Origin of the sequence: Roseiarcus fermentans, assembly GCF_003315135.1 — a bacterium.
Lineage (GTDB): Bacteria > Pseudomonadota > Alphaproteobacteria > Rhizobiales > Beijerinckiaceae > Roseiarcus > Roseiarcus fermentans.
The window spans coordinates 19,114-35,006 of the sequence record NZ_QNRK01000022.1 but is presented as its reverse complement, the minus strand read 5'-3'; the positions used below and the strand labels follow the sequence as shown (position 1 = coordinate 35,006).

Below are 15,893 nucleotides of genomic sequence, written 5' to 3'. Positions count from 1 at the left end.
GGCGTCGCTGGCGGATCGTCAACCGCCGAGGGTTGCGAACATGCCGATCGCGGCGAGCCCCATCACGGCGGTGGCGAGCCACCCGACGGCCTTGAGGACCGGTCCCAGGGCGAATGGGCCCATGACCTTTGGTCGCGAGGCCATCAGCATGATCATGACCATGATGGGAACCGCGGCCACGCCGTTGATCACCGCGCTCCAGAACAAGGCCTTGATGGGATCGAGCGGCGTGAGGTTCAGCGCTGCGCCGACCAGAGTCGCCAGGGCGATCACGCCATAGAAGGCGCGCGCGCGTCCGGGGCGCTTCGTCAATCCCACCCGCCACCCCAGCGCCTCGCCGACAGCGTAGGCGGCGCTCCCCGCCAGCACCGGGACCGCCAGCAGCCCGGTCCCGATGACGCCGAGCGCGAAGACGGTGAAGGCGAACCGGCCGGCGATGGGACGCAGCGCCTCGGCGGCCTGCGACGAGGTCTGAATGTCGGTGACGCCATGAGCATGCAGCGTCGCCGCGGTCGTGAGCATGATGAACAACGCGATCAGGTTCGAAAATCCCATTCCCACCAGCGTATCGATCTGCATTCGGGCCATTTCGGCCGGCGCTTGCTCCGGCGCCCTGATCAGCGGCTTGGCGGCGGGGTCCTCCTTTTCATTTTCGACTTCCTCGCCGGCCTGCCAGAAGAAAAGATAGGGGCTGATGGTCGTCCCGAAAACCGCAACAATGACCGTGAGGTAGCCGCCGTCGAGGCTGATGTGCGGCAGGACGAGGCTCTTCGCCACGCTCCACCACGGGACGCCGACAACGAACACCGTTCCGACATAGGCGAAGAGCGAAAGTGTCAGCCACCGCAAAATCGAAGCATATCGGTCGTATCGGACGAAGACCTCGGCGACGACGGTGACGAACGCGAAGGCGACGACATAGAGCGCCGTCGGGCCGGCGATCAGCAGGTGCAGCGCCGCCGCCATCGCGCCGAGGTCGGCGCCGAGGTTGATGGTGTTGGCGATGACGAGCATTCCGACGAGCGGATGGAGCAGCCAGGCCGGATGGTGGCGGCGAAGGTTTCCGGCGAGTCCGCGACCGGTGACCCGGCCGACGTGCGCGCTGATCAGTTGGATCGCGCACATCAACGGATAGGTCAGCACAAGCGTCCACGTGACGGCGTAGCCGAACTGCGCGCCCGCCTGGGAATAGGTGGCGATGCCGCTGGGGTCGTCGTCGGAAGCGCCCGTGATCAGTCCGGGACCCATGACATCGCGTAAGCGCGGCCACGCCCGTTGTTCGACATGGACGGGCGTTGTCATGATCGGATCCAGATGAACATCGTCTTCACGAAAACGCGGGAAGCGCGTTTCTGTTCCAAAGAAACTGCAAAACGACCGAACAGTTTTTCGACGATCCACCGTGAACTCCGCCGGGCGACGACTTCGCCGGTCGCGACGGCCGTGTGCAGAGGGCCCAGAGCGGCATCCGTCCGCCGCGCATGGCGCTTCAAAGCGGCAGCCGGAACCCGTACGCCGGCGTCCAACCGTCCACGAAGTCGAGGTCCGGAGCGCGTTCGAAGCCGCGCGCGACACAAATGGCCCGCGCGGCCTTCATCGCGTCGGTCGCGTGGATGACGAGGCGCGCGCAACCCTGCGCCCTGGCGAGGTCCACGCAGCGCTCGACCAGCGCCTTGGCGAGTCCCCGGCCCCTGAACTCCGGATCGACCGCGAGGAAGCGGAAGCCGGCGGCGTCCGGTTGCGTGGCGGCCGTCGCTCCCGAACCATGCGCCGCGATGTCGGCGGTGAGGACCACGGCGCCCGCGAGCCGATCCCCGTCCAGCGCGACGAGCAGGCGCGCGCCGGGCGTTTCGGTCTGCTCGCCGACGTTCGCCAGCGTCCGGTAAGTGTCCGGCTGCGTTTCGGGCTTCGGAAACCCGTCCAGCCCCGAACAGGCCGCGACCATCAGAGCGCCGATCGCTTCGAACTCGTCCGGCCGCGCGTCGCGGACGAGAAGCGGCGCGGCCCCGCCCGCGAGCGCCATCGCGCGCGCGTCGAGCACGGCTTGCGCAAACGCCCGCGGCCGTTCCTGCGGCAGATTGTGGCCGGTATCGGCCAGGAACCGGTGCTCGTGAGCGCCCAGGAATTTCCGCGCGTGATGCGCGGTCCCGAAATTCACGCCGTCCCGTTCGCCGTCGATCGTAACCGTCGGGACGCGAATCGGCGGCTGGGTCGCGAGCCGCCGCTCGATGTCGGCATAGGCCGGGTCGCCCTCCGCCAGCCCGTAGCGATGGCGGTAGGAGTGAACGACCACGTCCACGAAATCAGGGCAGTAGAAGGCCTCGGCGGTACGGTCGAAGGTCGCGTCGTCGAAGGCCCAGGTCGGCGACCACGTCCGCCACAACAGTCGGGCGATCCCGCGCCGGTCCTTCGTCAGGCCGATCCGGCCGCGCTCGCTGTGGAAATAATACTGGTACCACAGCGCGGCTTCCAGCTCCGGCGCCGCCGGCTCCATCGCCCGGGCGATATTCTGGATGGTGTAGGCGGCGCCGGAAACGAGCGCCTCGACGCGCTCCGGCCACAGCGCCGAGACGACGCAGGCGGCGCGTCCGCCCCAGTCGTAGCCGGCGAGCGCCGCGCGCTCGATCCCGAGCGCCTCCATGAGGGCGAGAAGATCGGCGCCGAGCGCCGCCTGTTCGCCCGAGCGCGGCGCCTCGGACGACAGGAAGCGGGTCGGCCCGAAGCCGCGCAGGTACGGGACGATTGCGCGCGCCCCCGCCTCGGCGAGGATCGGGGCGACCGCGTCATAGGCGTGAACGTCGTAGGGGAAGCCATGGCCGAGGATGCACGGCCAGCCGTCGGCCGGCCCATGCTCGGCATAGGCGATGCGCAGGGGGCCGGCGTCGATGGTCTTGTGCGTCATCGCGGCGCTTTCGCAGGCGCCGCGCCGGAACGGGCCAGGCTCATTCCTTCGCCGCCCATTCGCCGCCGATCTTCTCGTAAACCCGCTTCACCGCCGCCCAGGCGATGCGGAACGCCGCCTCCTCCTGGCGCGGATCGTTCTCGTGCGCCGCATAGGCCGCGTTGAACGCCTCGCGAAAAATGTCCTGCGCGTGCGGCGGGAGGTGATCCCGCACCGACGGCGGCAGATCGGCGTTGACCCGGTACGGCATGCTCCCTCCTGCCCCGGCGGGGACCGTCTTCAGGCGATGATGTCGGGCGTCAGATCGTCCTCGAGCAGCACGAGCTTGTCGCGCAGCATCAGCTTGCGCTTCTTCAGGCGCTGAAGCTGAAGCCGGTCGGCCGCCCCTCCGGCGTCGCTCAGCGCCTCGATCGCCGCGTCGAGATCGCGATGCTCCTCGCGCAGCCGCTCGATCTGGTTGACAAGGGCGGCGCGCTCCTCCTCCTTCAACTCCCGGTCCATCGTCCCACCACGACAAAAACCCTGCCGCGCACGGCGCGCGCGCGGGCTCGGCCCCGACTATGAGCGCGACCGCGGGCGGTGGCAAGGCTGACGCAACCGCGCTGCCGGCGCGTCAACGCCGCTCACCCGAAGTCGGAAATTTGACCCATCGCACGCCATTTTCCGGCTTGCGCGCCTCGGCGCTTGTGTCACACTCCTGTCGTTTTGGGTAAGATGGAGCAGTTCCATGTCGATTGAATCGCATCTCAATGAGCTGGTGCGCCGTCATCAAGCGATTGAAGAAGCGATCCTTGCCGAAGAAAGTCATCCAGCGGCCGACGACATCAGGGTCCATGAACTGAAAGTCAAGAAACTCGCCCTCAAAGACCAAATCGAGAAACTGAGGCACGAAAGCGTAGCGACCGCCACGAACTAGCCGGCGCGACAAGGTCGATACGAGGGCGGGGGGAACGATCACCGGTCGGACGCGCCGAGGCCTGAGCGCCATTCCTGCGCGACCCCGACATCCGGCTCGTCCCTCGCCCTCGCGTCCGCGACGGCGGCGAACTCCGGTCCAGACACGAGACGCGCGAGCGCCCAGACAGCGGCGCCGCGCACGATCGGAGCGTCGTCGTCGAGCCGTTCCCGCGCCGCGACGATGAGTTCGGCGTCGCCCGAGTTGCCGATCGCGATCAGCACGTTGCGCACGAATCGGGCGCGCCCGATCCGCTTGATCGGGGAGCCGGCGAAGCGTGCCCGGAACGCCGCGTCGTCGAGGCGGGCCAGCTCCGCGAGCGGCGGCGCGTTCAGGTCCGCGCGGGCCGCGAGTTTCGCCTCGCGTCCGGCCTCGGCGAACCGGTTCCACGGGCAGGCGGCCAGACAGTCGTCGCAGCCGTAGATGCGGTTGCCGATCGCGGCCCTCAGCTCGGGCGGAATCGGTCCCTTGAGCTCGATCGTCAGGTAGGACACGCACCGCCTGGCGTCGAGCCGGTAGGGCGCGGGAAAGGCGCCGGTCGGACAGGCGTCGAGGCAGGCGCGGCAGGTTCCGCAATGGTCGCGCTCCGGCGCGTCCGGTTCGAGGTCGAGGTTGGTCAGGATCGCGCCGAGGAACAGCCAGGAGCCGAACCGGCGCGACACGAGGTTGGTGTGCTTGCCCTGCCAGCCGATCCCGGCGCGGGCGGCGAACGGCTTCTCCATCAAGGGCGCGGTGTCGACGAACACCTTGACGTCGGGCTTTTCCGGCCGCGCGGCGGCTGCGAGATGCGCCGCGAGCGCCTTCAGCTTGCCCTTGACGACATCGTGGTAGTCGCGATGGCGGGCGTAGACCGAGATCGCGCCGCGGTCGCGCCGCCGGGTCGCGGCCAGCGGATCCTCCTCCGGCCCATAGTTCAGCCCGAGCATCACCAGGCTCTTCGCGTCTCCCATCAGGGCGCGCGGATCGCTGCGCCGCTCGGCCGTGTCCGCCATCCACGCCATCTCGCCGTGCGCGCCCGCGCCGAGCCACGCCGCCAGCCGCCCGGCCATCTCGGGCGGCGGCTCGGCGGACGCGACGCGGCAGACGTCGAAGCCGAGCGCGCGCGCCTTGAGCGCGAGCGACGAGGCGATTGTCCGCGAACGGGCCGGTTCGATCATATCCGCTCCTGGACAGCCCGCCTGACGCTGCTCACAAGACCGAGAGCATGCGCACGCCGACGTTGCGCCGCCCGCCCGAATCCCCTTAAGTCGCGCTTCCTCTCACCGCACACTCTCGGGACAAGATGACGTGGCTCTGGGTCATGCTGGGCAGCGCGCTCGGCGGCGTCTCGCGCTATTGGCTGTCCGGGTTCGCCGCCACTGTCGTCGGCGGGACATTCCCGGTCGGCACCGTGCTCGTCAATATCACGGGATGCTTCATCATCGGCTTTTTTGCCGCGCTGACCGGGCCGGATGGGCGCATACTGGTCGGGAACGACACGCGCCAGTTCGTCATGACCGGAATTTGCGGCGGCTACACCACATTTTCCTCGTTCAGCCTGCAGACGCTGAACCTCGCCCGCGACAGCCAATGGCTGCTCGCCGGGGCGAATGTCGTGCTGTCGGTCGTCCTGTGCCTCGTCGCGGTCTGGCTCGGCGCCGCTGCGGCGGGCGTGCTCAACCAGCTCAAGGGAGCCTGACGCCATGGATCTGCCGCGCGAAGCGATGCTGCTCCGGATCTTCTTCGGGGAGAACGACAAGTACAAGGGCCGGCCGCTGTACGAGGCGATCGTCAACGCCGCGCGCCTGGCCAAGCTCGCCGGCGCCACCGTGCTGCGCGGGCCGATGGGCTACGGCCGGTCGAGCCAGCTGCACAGCGCCAAACTCCTCGACATGTCCGAGGACCTGCCGCTGATCGTCGAAATCGTCGACACCGAGGACAGCATCAAGGCGTTCCTTCCGACGCTCGACCCGATGATGGGCAGCGGCCTCGTGACGCTGGAAAAGGTCCAGGTGCTGCAGTATGGCGCCGACGTGAAGCACGCGCCGGCCTGAGACATGAAGGGACAGGGTATCGGGTTCACGGCGCTGCTCGGCGGCCTCTCGGCCCTGCCTGCGCTCGCCACCGACATGGCGTTGCCGAGCGTCGGGCTCGTGCAGGCCGAGTTCGGCTCGAGCGCGGCGGAAGCCGCGTCGGCGATTTCGGTGTTTCTCGCCGGCTTCGCCACCGCCCCGCTCGCCGTTGGGCCGCTCGCCGACCGGTTCGGGCGCAAGCCGGTGATGCTCGGCGGCCTCGCGCTGTTCGCGCTGGCCGGGATCGCCTGCGCGCTCGCGCCGTCGATCGCCGTGCTGATCGTGGCGCGCGTCGTCCAGGGCGCCGGCGCCGGAGCGGTCGCGATCCTTCCCCGCGCGATCGTCCGCGACCTGTTCGAGGGCCGCGAGGCGCGGCTGCAACTGGCCGCGGTGTCGGTCGTGTTCAGCGTCGCGCCGCTGATCGGGCCGACGATCGGCGCAGGCCTGCTCGCCATGGGACCGTGGCGGCTGATCTATGCGACGCTGGCCGCCGTGGCGCTGGCGCTCGGCGCGATCACGCTGGTCACGCTCCGAGAATCCCACGACACGGAGCTGCGCCGCAGCCTCCGGCCGGCGTCGATCGCCGCGGGATACCGGCGCGCGCTGACCAACCGCATGTGCGGCGGCTTCTCGCTGGTGGTCGGCCTCGTGTTCGCCGGGCTGTTCGCCTACGTCAACGTCTCGCCGCTGCTGTTCATCCAGGGCTACGGCGCCTCACAGGCGGCCTTCGGCGGGCTGTTCGCGATGACCGCCTCCGGCGTGATCGCCGGGTCGCTCCTCAACACCTGGCTCGTGCGCCGGCATACGAGCCCGCGCCGGGTGCTCGACGGCGCGCTCGCCGCCATTGCGCTCGCCGGTCTGACGGTGCTGGTCGCGAGCCTGTTCGGCCACCCCTCGCTGGTCTTCGTGATCGCGCCGGTGATGATCTACATCTCGGCCTTCGGCCTCATCATGCCGAACGCCGTGCACGAGGCGATCCATCCCCTGCCCGACATCGCCGGCGTCGCCTCCGCGGTGCTGGTGTCGGCGCAAATGCTGTTCGGCGCCGTCGGCGGCTCGCTCGCCGCCTCCCTCTATCGCGACGCGTCGCCGCTGGCGATCGGCGTCGTCATGAGCGCCGGGGGGATCAGCGCCGCGGCGGTCTATGTCGTCTGGTTGCGTCGGGGGGTCGAGGCGTGAGGCTCGCCCGCGCATCGGGCGAAAAGGTCGGCGCGCCCGCCGCTGCGCCGCCAGGTCGGCCGGGCCGAATCCCGCGGTCGCCCGTCGTATCCGGCAATGCCGGGCCGACGCTCGGGCGGGCCCCCTCCACCAGCCTTCGGCTGGTCCCCCTCCCCCGTTCCGCTTCGCTTCACGGGGGAGGAAAGCGCGACGGCGCCGATGTCCTCCCCTGCGAAGCGGGGGAGGGGGACCATGCGAAGCATGGTGGAGGGGGCAGGCGCCGAGGCTGGGGAGGCGCCGGCGTTCCGACTTCGGGGGTTTTTTCTTGAAATCGTTCAATATTCACGGCCCCGCGTTCCTCGTGTTCGTGGCGGCGATGACGGCGCTGCCGCCGCTGGCGATCGACATGGCGCTGCCGTCGCTGGCGCTCGTCCAGGCGGATTTCGGCGCGAGCCAGACCCTCGCCGCCGCATCGGTCGCGATCTTCCTGGCCGGCTTCTCGACCGCGCCGCTCATCGTCGGGCCGCTCGCCGACCGCTTCGGCCGCAGGCCGGCGCTGATCGGCGGGCTCCTCCTCTTCACCCTGTGCGGCCTCGGCGCCGCGCTGTCGCCTTCGATTCTGGCGCTGCTCGGCTTCCGCCTGGCTCAGGGCGCGGGCGCCGGCGCGGTCGGCATCTTGCCGCGCGCGATCGTGCGCGACCTGTTCGACGCGCGCGAATCGCGGCTGTTCATCACGGCGATCGCGCAGGTCAACGGCGTCGCGCCGGTGGTCGCCCCGAGTCTGGGCGCGCTCATCCTCTATGTCGCGCCGTGGCGCGCGATCTACGTCGCGCTCGCCGCGATCGGCGCGTTCCTGCTCGCGCTCGGCCTCGCCCGGCTGCGCGAGTCGCAGCCCGAGGACGCACGCCAGAGTTTGCGGCCCGCAGCCGTCGCCGCCAACTATTGGCGCGCCCTGACCAATCGGTTCTGCCTCGGCTTCTCGCTCGTGCTGGGATTCGCCTTCGGCGGCATGTTTTCCTACATCAACGCGTCGCCGCTCCTGTTCATGCAGGGTTTTGGCGTGTCGAAGGCCGCCTTTGCGGGCCTGTTCGCCTTCACCTCTTTCGGCGTGATCGCCGGCGCGAGCCTGAACACGCAGTTCGTTCGCCGGCATTGGAAGCCGAAGGCGGCGCTCGACCTGGCGCTCACGGTCACAGCGCTGGCCGCGCTCGCGCTGCTCGCCGTCAGCCTCGCCGGGGCCGCCTCGATCGCCGCGGTGGTCGGGCTGGCCTTCTTCTATTTCTGCGCCATGGGGCTCATCTTCCCCAACGCCATGCACGAAGCGGTGCATCCCCTGCCCGAGATCGCCGGCATCGCCTCGGCCATTCTGCTGGCGAGCCAGATGCTGTGCGGCGCGCTCGGCGGGGCGCTCGGCGCAGCGCTCACCCGCGACGCGTCGCCGCTCGGCGTCGCCGAGGTGATGACCGGCGCGGCGCTGGCGGCCGGGGCGATCTACGCGCTGTGGCTGAGGCCGCACGTCGAGGCGTGAGGGGGGCCGCGGCGCGGCTCTTCCGACCGCAGATCGCCCGAAGGGGAGAAATTCCGCGCATTGTCGCGCGTGAATAAATTCGACAAGAATTGACAACCCAGCGAATGAGCGTAAGTTTTACTTGAGGAAGTCTGAGATTGTACTCGCTGTAAATTTTTAGACCATCGCCTGTTCACGGACTGAATCGAATTTCTCTGTTTGTCCGGGACGCGCCGGAGCGCATCTGGTCGATCGTCGTTCCTTCCCGTCGGACCGCGTCTCGCGGCGCTCTCGCAAAGCGGGAGTTCCAGAAATGCACAAACTCGCAGAATTGAATCCGGCGGCCCTCCGGTCGGGCGCCGCGTGGGGTGTGAGCGCAATGTTCGTCTTGTCGTTGACCCTCGGTTCCCCGTCCGCATCCGCACAGGTCTTCGAAATCGGTGGGTCGACCCTGGGGACGACCACCATCCAGATCCTGGCGCGCGGGACGTCCTGGAGCGGGTATTTCGGCTCGCTCCAGAACTCCATCGAGGCATCGGGCGGCGGCTCTTCTCAACCCGGCCTGATGGCGCAGGTGCTGAACGGGGCCTCATGCTGCATTTCCCATTATCGCTCCCCGACCACGTTCTACGTGACGGAAACCGGCCTGACCGGCGGGACGGTGAAGACCTTCCAGAGCTATCTGGAAGAGGATTTTCTGCCGCCGAACTGGTCCGTCACCGAGACGACGTGGTTGGACAATGCCGACAGGCCGTTCGGCATGCGCGTGCAGTTGGCGACGAACACCGTCGGGCCCGGACCGGGGTCAGCCGAGACGGTCAATTCCAGGCCGATCTTCGTCCGGTCGTTGTACTCTTTGACCGATGAATTCGTGGTCGGCTGGAGCCCGGCCGGCAGCGACTACGCCACCGAGAACATCGTCGTCGGGTCGAGCGCATCGGCATCGCGGGCCCTCTCCAACGTCCCCGAACCGTCCACCTGGACCATGATGGTTCTCGGCTTCGCCGGCCTCGGCTTCGCGGGGTATCGTTGGACGAAGGTCGCCTGACCCGAGAAGTCGGGTTTCGATCCTTCGGTCGGCGTCAGGGTCGGACGCGGCTCGATATGCGGCCGTTCGCTCCTGGCCGATCCGGGGCGAGCGCGAGGGGAGGGTCAAGGATGCGAAGCGCCGGCAGCGCGTCCCTGACGCGCGGCCGCCGTCTTGCCCACAATGAACAGCGGGGGCGAAGCGGTGCGTCGGACAGACTCGCCGAGACGCGCGGGAGAGCTTCAGCCGCTGCTCCGCCCGCGTTCCCTTGGCGGCGCCCTCACGCGCTACCCCTGCCCCTCGATTCCCTCGCGCAGGATTTCCAGCGCCAGCCACTCGTCCTCGGCCTTGTCCAGGTCCGCCCTGAGCGCGCCGTAGCGGTTGGTCGCCGCCTCGAATGCGGCCGGCGCGCGGGCGGCGAAGTTTTGGTCGGCGAGCTTCTGTTCGAGCGCGTCGATCTCGCTGCGCAGCGCCTCCATGCGCTGCGGCAGCAGGTCCAGCGCGCGCTTCTCGTGGAACGCCAGCTTTTTCTTCGCCTGCGGCTCGGCCTTCTGCGCGCCGCCCCTGGGCTTCGCCTCCGCCTTCGGCGCAGGCGCGGCCGACGGACCCGCCAATCCATAGCCGCGCTGCGCCACCATGTCGGAATAGCCGCCGGCATATTCCCGCCAAACGCCCGCGCCTTCGCTGACGATCACCGACGTCGCCACCCGGTCGAGAAAATCGCGGTCGTGGCTGACGATCAGAATGGTGCCCTTGTATTCGCCGAGCAGCTCCTGGAGCAGGTCGAGCGTCTCGACGTCGAGGTCGTTGGTCGGCTCGTCGAGCACCATCAGGTTCGAAGTGAGGCTCAAGGCGCGGGCTAGCATCAGCCGGCCGCGCTCGCCGCCCGACAGTTTCTCGATCGGCGTGCGCGCCTGTTCGGGGCCGAACAGAAAGTCCTTCATGTAGCCGACGACGTGTCGGCGCTCGCCGTTGATGCTGACGTAGTCGCTGCCGCCGCCGGTCAGCGCGTCGACCAGCGTGGTGGTCGGCGGCAGCGCGTCGCGCTTCTGGTCCATGCGCGCCATGGTGACGTTGGTCCCGATCCGCACCTCGCCCGTGTCGGGCGCCAGCGCCCCGGTCAAGAGATTGATCAGCGTCGTCTTGCCGGCGCCGTTGGCGCCGATCACGCCGATGCGGTCGCCGCGCATGATGCGGGTCGAGAAGTTTTTGACGATCGGCGTGTCGTCGTAGGCCTTGCCGATCGCCTCGGCCTCGATCACCAGCGCGCCCGAGGCCTTCGCCTCCTGCGCCACCATGGTGGCGAGGCCGACGCTTTTGCGCGCCTCGCGCCGGTCGCGGCGCATGTCGGCGAGTTCGCCGACGCGGCGCATGTTGCGCTTGCGCCGGGCGCTGACGCCGTAGCGCATCCAGTGCTCCTCGGCGACGATCTTGCGGTCGAGCTTGTGGCGCTCGGCCTCCTCCTCCTCGAGCTTGGCGTCGCGCCAGGCCTCGAAGGCGGAAAACCCGCGGTCGAGCCGGTGGGTCGCGCCGCGGTCGACCCAGACGGTGGCGTTGGTCAGGTCCGCCATCAGCCGCCGGTCGTGGCTGACCAGCGCCAGCGCCGAGCGGCTCGCCATCAGATGGCTCTCGAGCCACTCGATCGCGATCAGGTCGAGGTGGTTGGTCGGCTCGTCGAGCAGCAGAATGTCCGGCTCGGCGCTCAGCACGCGCGTCAGCGCCGCCCGCCGCGCCTCGCCCCCCGACAGGGTTTTCGGATCCGCCTCTGGATCGAGGCCGAGGTCGGCCATCATGGCGCGCGCGGCGTAACCGTCTTCGTGCTCGGGCAGGCCGGCCAGCACATAGTCGAGCACGGTGGCATGGCCCGACATGTCCGGCTCCTGCGCCAGGAAGGCGAGGCGCGCGGTCGGCTGCTGGAAGCGGGTTCCCCGGTCCGGCGCCGCTTCGCCGGCGGCGATGCGCAGCAGCGTCGACTTGCCCGAGCCGTTGCGGCCGACGAGCGCGACCCGCTCGCCGGGCGCAATCGACAGCTCCGCCCCATCGAGCAGCGGCGCGCCGCCGAGCGTGACGGCGATGTCCTTGAGTTGCAGAAGGGGCGGCGGCATGGGAGCGGCTTTCGTGCTGGAAGCCGCGAGGGATAGCGGCTGGGGCCCGAAAGGGAAAGGTTTTGTCGGTCGCCTCGCGAAAGGCGGCGTCCCGCCGCCCAGGGAGCGCGGGACGCGCTCCCTCCCGAGCCGCGCGGCGCCACGTTCAGCCGGCCAAAAAGTCCCGCACCACGCCGATCTGGTCGGCGCTCAGGAGCTGCGGCGCGTGGCCGATGCCGGCGAACTCGACCAGCTTCGCCTGCGGGCCTCGCCCGGTCATCGCCGCGGCGACCTCGTGCGACAACACGTCGGAGTGTTCGCCGCGGAGCAGCAGCGTCGGGCAGCGCACGGCGTCGTAGACGGCCCACAAATCGACGTCGCCGACCGGCCCGGCCTTGTATAGGTCGCCCAGATGCGGGTCGTAATTGAACCCCCACCGCCCGTCCGGACGTTCCCTGGCGCTGTCGACGGTCAGTTTCCGCCATTCAGCGTCGCTCAGCGGCCCGTAGGGCGCGTTGTTCCGGCGCACCGCCGCCTCCATGTCCCCGATGGAGTCGAAGGTCGCCCCGGAGCCGAGATAGAGGCCGATGCGGTTGAGACCTTCCTTCATCACGACGGCGCCGGCGTCGTTGAGCGCGAGCCTGCGCACGGGCGTATCCTTCTGCGCGGCGAGCATCATGCCAATCAGCGCGCCCATCGAGGTTCCGACCCAGTCGACGCTGTCGACGTCGAGCCGGGCGATCAGCGCGGCGCAATCGGCGAGGTAAGTCGGGAAGAGATATTCGGCCGGGTTCTTCAGCCATTCGCTGCGGCCGCGGCCGGCCATGTCGGGGCACACGACCCGGTGCGTGCGCGCCATCGCCTGTGCGAGGGCGTCGAAGTCCCGGCTGTTGCGGCTCAGGCCGTGCAGGCAGACCAGCGTCGGCGCGCCGGGCGGGCCGGGCCATTCATCGTAGACGACGCGGTGGAACCCCGACGGGCTCAGGCAGGCGAGATGGCGTTCGAGCATCGGCGGGCCCTCCCAGACCGTTTCTGCGATGATTGCCGATGGCGGCAAGCCAGTCCACCTTCACAAGCCGATGCGGCGAAGAGTCACGGTATCGAAGTCGCCGACCTCATGGCGGGCGTCGCGACGAACCCTGTCGCTGCGACAGCAGCAGGGTTTCGACTCCGACCTGCGGGGCGGCCTCGTCGAGCCGCCGGTCAAGCGTGCAGAGGGTGGCGCCACGACTCGCGCAAATCGCGAGATGAAGCGCGTCTCCAGCGCGAAGGTTCAGATGCGCCTGATCGGCCATCCGCGCGGCCGTATGGAAGTCCGCACGGGCGACCGGAAAAAGCTGCAAGCTTTCCGATGAGATACGGTTGAACGCCGATAGCGCCGCGGCGCGATTCGCTGCCGAGAGCGCTCCCGCCCGAACCTTGATCGACAGCGCGGAGGCGAATTCCGTCACCGTCCAATCGCTGATGCTCAGTTCTGACGCTTCGCGGCCAGCGAGCCAGCTCTGGGACCGGGGTGTGTCCGCCTCATTCGTCAGCGCGCTCACGAGCAGGGACGTGTCGAGGTAAAGCATCAATAGCGCTGATCGTCGCGCACCCGGCGAAGCCACTCGCCAGCCGGCTCCGGCTGCGTCGGCATGGACGCCGTCAGCGCCTGCAACGCCGCGAGGTCCACGGGCTTGCGATCCTCATCCACGCCCGAAAGCCGCGCGACCGGTTTCCCGCGTCGCGTAATGCGGATCGACTCCCCGTGAGCCGCGCGCTCCACGAGTTCGCTCAGCCGTGCTTTGGCGTCGGCGAGAGAGACATCTTCCATGGCATCCTCATGACCATCTGGATAGTCACTTATACCGATCCGGCCCCAAGTCGCCAAGGCCGCCGCAGACATCACGTCGCGCGTCGGATCAGAATGCGGTGATCAGGTCGCTCGAAGCGATCGGCGAGGCCGCAGGAAAGGGGTGGCCGCCGACGCGCGCGGCTCTTCCGGAAACTCCCATGCCTACAGCCATGTTCGTCCTCGGCTCGCGGCCGCCTCGGTTCCCTCGTCGCTCCGGGGAAGAATAGACCCGGCGACGCCCATCCCCTCACGCCGCCTCGAGCGCCAGCCCCCGCGTTGTGCTTCCCATCCGCAGCCGGCCGGCGCGGATCATCGCGTTGATATGGGCGAGCGCCTCGCCGAAGGCGAACACGAGCTGGTGCGGATCGTCGATTGGGCGCCCGAAGATCACCGGCACGAGCTCGGCCGCCGTCTGCGGCGCGACCTTGCAGGCCTCGACGATCGCCGCGCAGCGCGCCGCGTGATGGGCGATCAGCTCGTCGGCGCGGGTGTGCAGGCCGATGAACGGCAGGTTGTGGCCGGGTAGGACGAGCGCGTCGGCGGGCACGCGCGCCTTCAGCTTCTCCAGCGAGCGCAGATAGATTCCCAGCGGGTCGCCGTCCGGCTCCATCGCCTCGACGCTGACGTTGGGCGAAATCTTGGCCATGATCTGGTCGCCGGCGATCAAGAGCCTGTCCTCGGCCGAATAGAGCATCACGTGTTCGGGCGAGTGGCCGCCGCCGGTCAGGACTTCGAAGGCGCGGCCGCCGATCGTCACCCGATCCTCGGCCATCAGGCGCTGAAACGTCTTCGGCGGCGCCGAGACCATGCGCAGATAGTCCAGGCCGTGGCCGAGCACGATCTCGGTGCTCTCCTCGCTGAGCCCGTGCGAGCGGTAGAAGCTGCAATAGGGCCCCGACCGCAGCGCCGACGGGTCGAGGCGGATGTTGAGGCCGAGCAGATATTCCGTCTGGCTCATCATCAGCGGCATGGCGAAGCGCTCGCACAAGATTCCGGCGAGGCCGATGTGGTCGGGATGGAAGTGGGTGGCGATCAGCCGCGTCAGCCGCCGCCCGCTGAGCGGCCCGTCGATCAGCGCCTCCCAGGCGGCGCGCGAGCGCGCGTTGTCGATGCCGGTGTCGATCAGCGCGAGGCCCGGTCCGTCTTCGATCAGATACAGGTTGACGTGGTCGAGCCGGAACGGCAGCGCCAGCCGGGCCCAGAAGATTCCCGGCCGAACCTCGACGACCTCGCCGGGCGCCGGCGGCAGGGCAAGCGGGAATTCGAGCGTATGCAGGGTCGCGTGGGCGGTCATCCGGTCTCTCCTCACGCTTGCGGCAGCGGCTGAAAACGTGGCGCCGCGGCGGCTTCGAGCCGCCCCCCCTCGCCCTCGCGGAACAGGCCGCGCGCCGCATTGTGCGGATGAGCGGCCGCCTCCGCTATCGTCAGCACCGGCGCGAAACACACGTCGGTGCCCTCGAGCAGCGCCCGCCACGCCTCGCTCGGACGGGCCGCGAACAGCGTCCGGAAGCGCGCCTTCAGCGCCGGCCATGTCCGCATGTCGTACTGGGTTTTCGGATCGACGTCGGCAAGCCCGAGTTTGTCGAGGAAAAGCGCATAGAACTGCGGCTCGAGCGCCCCGATTGTGACGTAGCGGCCGTCGGCGCACAGATAGGCGTCGTAGAAGGGCGAATCGTGAAAGATGCTCGGCCGCCCGCCGTCGAGCATTCCGGTCGCGCGCGCCCAGAGGGCGATGCCGGAGAGCGCTGCGACCATGTCGAGGATCGCGGCGTCGACGACGCAGCCCTTGCCGGTGGTCCGCGCCGACAGCACGCCGCTGACGATGCCGAAGGCGAGCCCGAGCGCGCCGCCCGCGTCGCCGAGCACGGTCGGCGGCACGATCGGCGGGGCGCCGGGACGCTCGGTCAGCGACAGCATGCCGGTCAGCGCCACATAGTTCAGGTCGTGGCCGGCCGCCTGGGCCAGCGGACCCTGCTGTCCCCAACCGGTCATGCGGCCGTAGACCAGTCTCGGGTTCCGCTTCGCGCAGTCGGCCGGGCCGAGGCCGAGCCGCTCCATCACGCCCGGCCGGCCGCCCTCGATCAGCGCGTCGGCGCCCTCGACCAGCGCCAGCGCCTGTTCGACCGCTGCCGCGCGCTTCAGGTCGAGCGCCACGATGCGCTTGCCGCGGCGCAGCGGATCGTCGGCGACAGGGTCGGGATTGCCGATCGTCGCCTTGTGCGGCCTGACGATCGCCGTCACCGCCGCGCCGTGCTCGGCGAGCATCCGGCCGGCGAGCGGGCCCGGGCCGATGCCCTCGAATTCGACAATGGTCAGGCCGGCAAGCGGACGCAGCATGAAGGAGCCTTGGTCGGTTGGGTGGGCGGAAAGGGTCA

Annotated in this window: 17 protein-coding genes and 1 pseudogene; 6 read left to right on the top strand and 12 right to left on the bottom strand. The window is 69.3% G+C overall.

Features of this window, described 5'->3' with window-relative positions; genetic code table 11:
- Positions 1-18: 18 nt before the first annotated feature.
- From DFR50_RS18815 to DFR50_RS18800, 5 genes and pseudogenes are all read right to left on the bottom strand, one after another.
- Positions 19-1,302, bottom strand: coding sequence for an NRAMP family divalent metal transporter (locus tag DFR50_RS18815; RefSeq protein WP_113890813.1), 1,284 nt, complete (start codon positions 1,300-1,302; stop codon positions 19-21).
- A 187-nt stretch (positions 1,303-1,489) separates the two neighbouring features.
- The gene (locus DFR50_RS33075) at positions 1,490-1,945 is read right to left on the bottom strand and encodes a GNAT family N-acetyltransferase (RefSeq protein ID WP_245427963.1); all 456 of its coding nucleotides are present in this window, start codon (positions 1,943-1,945) and stop codon (positions 1,490-1,492) included.
- A gap of 72 nt (positions 1,946-2,017) precedes the next feature.
- Positions 2,018-2,902: pseudogene (locus DFR50_RS33070) on the bottom strand (alpha/beta fold hydrolase); the annotation flags it as partial.
- A gap of 40 nt (positions 2,903-2,942) precedes the next feature.
- Positions 2,943-3,152 carry a ChaB family protein gene (locus DFR50_RS18805; RefSeq protein ID WP_113890811.1) on the bottom strand — a complete coding sequence of 70 codons (210 nt, stop codon included), beginning with the start codon at positions 3,150-3,152 and terminating at the stop codon, positions 2,943-2,945.
- A 29-nt stretch (positions 3,153-3,181) separates the two neighbouring features.
- Complete coding sequence (locus DFR50_RS18800) at positions 3,182-3,403, bottom strand: YdcH family protein (RefSeq protein WP_113890810.1); 222 nt, start codon at positions 3,401-3,403, stop codon at positions 3,182-3,184.
- Positions 3,404-3,629: 226 nt separating this feature from the next.
- On the opposite strand from DFR50_RS18800, the gene DFR50_RS18795 reads away from it, so the two are divergent.
- The gene (locus tag DFR50_RS18795) at positions 3,630-3,818 is read left to right on the top strand and encodes a YdcH family protein (RefSeq protein WP_113890809.1); all 189 of its coding nucleotides are present in this window, start codon (positions 3,630-3,632) and stop codon (positions 3,816-3,818) included.
- A gap of 38 nt (positions 3,819-3,856) precedes the next feature.
- Here the strand turns inward: DFR50_RS18795 and queG are convergent, their stop codons facing one another.
- Positions 3,857-5,014, bottom strand: coding sequence for a tRNA epoxyqueuosine(34) reductase QueG (queG, locus tag DFR50_RS18790; protein WP_113890808.1), 1,158 nt, complete (start codon positions 5,012-5,014; stop codon positions 3,857-3,859).
- A gap of 125 nt (positions 5,015-5,139) precedes the next feature.
- On the opposite strand from queG, the gene crcB reads away from it, so the two are divergent.
- From crcB to DFR50_RS18765, 5 genes are all read left to right on the top strand, one after another.
- Positions 5,140-5,535, top strand: coding sequence for a fluoride efflux transporter CrcB (gene crcB / locus DFR50_RS18785; protein ID WP_113890807.1), 396 nt, complete (start codon positions 5,140-5,142; stop codon positions 5,533-5,535).
- 4 nt (positions 5,536-5,539) lie between these two features.
- A complete protein-coding gene (locus DFR50_RS18780) occupies positions 5,540-5,890 on the top strand; it encodes a DUF190 domain-containing protein (RefSeq protein ID WP_113890806.1) in 351 nt (116 codons plus the stop codon).
- Between the two features lie 3 nt (positions 5,891-5,893).
- Positions 5,894-7,087 (top strand): multidrug effflux MFS transporter, encoded by a 1,194-nt coding sequence (locus DFR50_RS18775; RefSeq protein WP_113890805.1) that lies wholly within the window; start codon positions 5,894-5,896, stop codon positions 7,085-7,087.
- Between the two features lie 304 nt (positions 7,088-7,391).
- On the top strand, positions 7,392-8,594 hold the full coding sequence (locus tag DFR50_RS18770; RefSeq protein ID WP_170153285.1) for a Bcr/CflA family efflux MFS transporter: 1,203 nt from the start codon (positions 7,392-7,394) through the stop codon (positions 8,592-8,594).
- Between the two features lie 310 nt (positions 8,595-8,904).
- On the top strand, positions 8,905-9,621 hold the full coding sequence (locus DFR50_RS18765) for a PEP-CTERM sorting domain-containing protein (RefSeq protein WP_170153284.1): 717 nt from the start codon (positions 8,905-8,907) through the stop codon (positions 9,619-9,621).
- A 266-nt stretch (positions 9,622-9,887) separates the two neighbouring features.
- Here DFR50_RS18765 and DFR50_RS18760 read toward each other — a convergent pair whose 3' ends face one another.
- The 6 genes from DFR50_RS18760 to DFR50_RS18730 all read right to left on the bottom strand — a co-directional run bounded on the left by DFR50_RS18760 (position 9,888) and on the right by DFR50_RS18730 (position 15,855).
- A complete protein-coding gene (locus DFR50_RS18760) occupies positions 9,888-11,705 on the bottom strand; it encodes an ABC-F family ATP-binding cassette domain-containing protein (RefSeq protein WP_113890802.1) in 1,818 nt (605 codons plus the stop codon).
- 145 nt (positions 11,706-11,850) lie between these two features.
- Positions 11,851-12,693, bottom strand: a complete 843-nt coding sequence (locus DFR50_RS18755) for an alpha/beta fold hydrolase (RefSeq protein WP_113890801.1) — start codon at positions 12,691-12,693, stop codon at positions 11,851-11,853.
- A 106-nt stretch (positions 12,694-12,799) separates the two neighbouring features.
- Positions 12,800-13,255: a type II toxin-antitoxin system VapC family toxin gene (locus DFR50_RS18750; RefSeq protein WP_113890800.1), complete on the bottom strand. Its 456-nt coding sequence runs from the start codon at positions 13,253-13,255 to the stop codon at positions 12,800-12,802.
- Positions 13,255-13,497, bottom strand: a complete 243-nt coding sequence (locus DFR50_RS18745) for a type II toxin-antitoxin system Phd/YefM family antitoxin (protein WP_113890799.1) — start codon at positions 13,495-13,497, stop codon at positions 13,255-13,257. Before DFR50_RS18745 ends, DFR50_RS18750 begins: the two co-directional genes overlap by 1 nt.
- A 268-nt stretch (positions 13,498-13,765) precedes the next feature.
- Positions 13,766-14,812, bottom strand: a complete 1,047-nt coding sequence (locus DFR50_RS18735) for an MBL fold metallo-hydrolase (RefSeq protein WP_113890797.1) — start codon at positions 14,810-14,812, stop codon at positions 13,766-13,768.
- An 11-nt stretch (positions 14,813-14,823) separates the two neighbouring features.
- Positions 14,824-15,855: a CaiB/BaiF CoA transferase family protein gene (locus DFR50_RS18730; RefSeq protein ID WP_113890796.1), complete on the bottom strand. Its 1,032-nt coding sequence runs from the start codon at positions 15,853-15,855 to the stop codon at positions 14,824-14,826.
- Positions 15,856-15,893: the final 38 nt, after the last annotated feature.

Excerpts from the sequence above, each read along its gene's own strand:
- DFR50_RS18815 (WP_113890813.1), bottom strand. The coding sequence starts at position 1,302 with ATGACAACGCCCGTCCATGTCGAACAACGGGCGTGGCCGCGCTTACGC.
- DFR50_RS18755 (WP_113890801.1), bottom strand. The coding sequence starts at position 12,693 with ATGCTCGAACGCCATCTCGCCTGCCTGAGCCCGTCGGGGTTCCACCGC.
- DFR50_RS33075 (WP_245427963.1), bottom strand. The coding sequence starts at position 1,945 with ATGGTCGCGGCCTGTTCGGGGCTGGACGGGTTTCCGAAGCCCGAAACG.
- DFR50_RS18805 (WP_113890811.1), bottom strand. The coding sequence starts at position 3,152 with ATGCCGTACCGGGTCAACGCCGATCTGCCGCCGTCGGTGCGGGATCAC.
- DFR50_RS18760 (WP_113890802.1), bottom strand. The coding sequence starts at position 11,705 with ATGCCGCCGCCCCTTCTGCAACTCAAGGACATCGCCGTCACGCTCGGC.
- DFR50_RS18795 (WP_113890809.1), top strand. The coding sequence starts at position 3,630 with ATGTCGATTGAATCGCATCTCAATGAGCTGGTGCGCCGTCATCAAGCG.
- DFR50_RS18735 (WP_113890797.1), bottom strand. The coding sequence starts at position 14,812 with ATGACCGCCCACGCGACCCTGCATACGCTCGAATTCCCGCTTGCCCTG.
- DFR50_RS18750 (WP_113890800.1), bottom strand. The coding sequence starts at position 13,255 with ATGCTTTACCTCGACACGTCCCTGCTCGTGAGCGCGCTGACGAATGAG.
- DFR50_RS18780 (WP_113890806.1), top strand. The coding sequence starts at position 5,540 with ATGGATCTGCCGCGCGAAGCGATGCTGCTCCGGATCTTCTTCGGGGAG.
- DFR50_RS18775 (WP_113890805.1), top strand. The coding sequence starts at position 5,894 with ATGAAGGGACAGGGTATCGGGTTCACGGCGCTGCTCGGCGGCCTCTCG.
- DFR50_RS18745 (WP_113890799.1), bottom strand. The coding sequence starts at position 13,497 with ATGGAAGATGTCTCTCTCGCCGACGCCAAAGCACGGCTGAGCGAACTC.
- DFR50_RS18730 (WP_113890796.1), bottom strand. The coding sequence starts at position 15,855 with ATGCTGCGTCCGCTTGCCGGCCTGACCATTGTCGAATTCGAGGGCATC.
- queG (WP_113890808.1), bottom strand. The coding sequence starts at position 5,014 with ATGATCGAACCGGCCCGTTCGCGGACAATCGCCTCGTCGCTCGCGCTC.
- crcB (WP_113890807.1), top strand. The coding sequence starts at position 5,140 with ATGACGTGGCTCTGGGTCATGCTGGGCAGCGCGCTCGGCGGCGTCTCG.
- DFR50_RS18800 (WP_113890810.1), bottom strand. The coding sequence starts at position 3,403 with ATGGACCGGGAGTTGAAGGAGGAGGAGCGCGCCGCCCTTGTCAACCAG.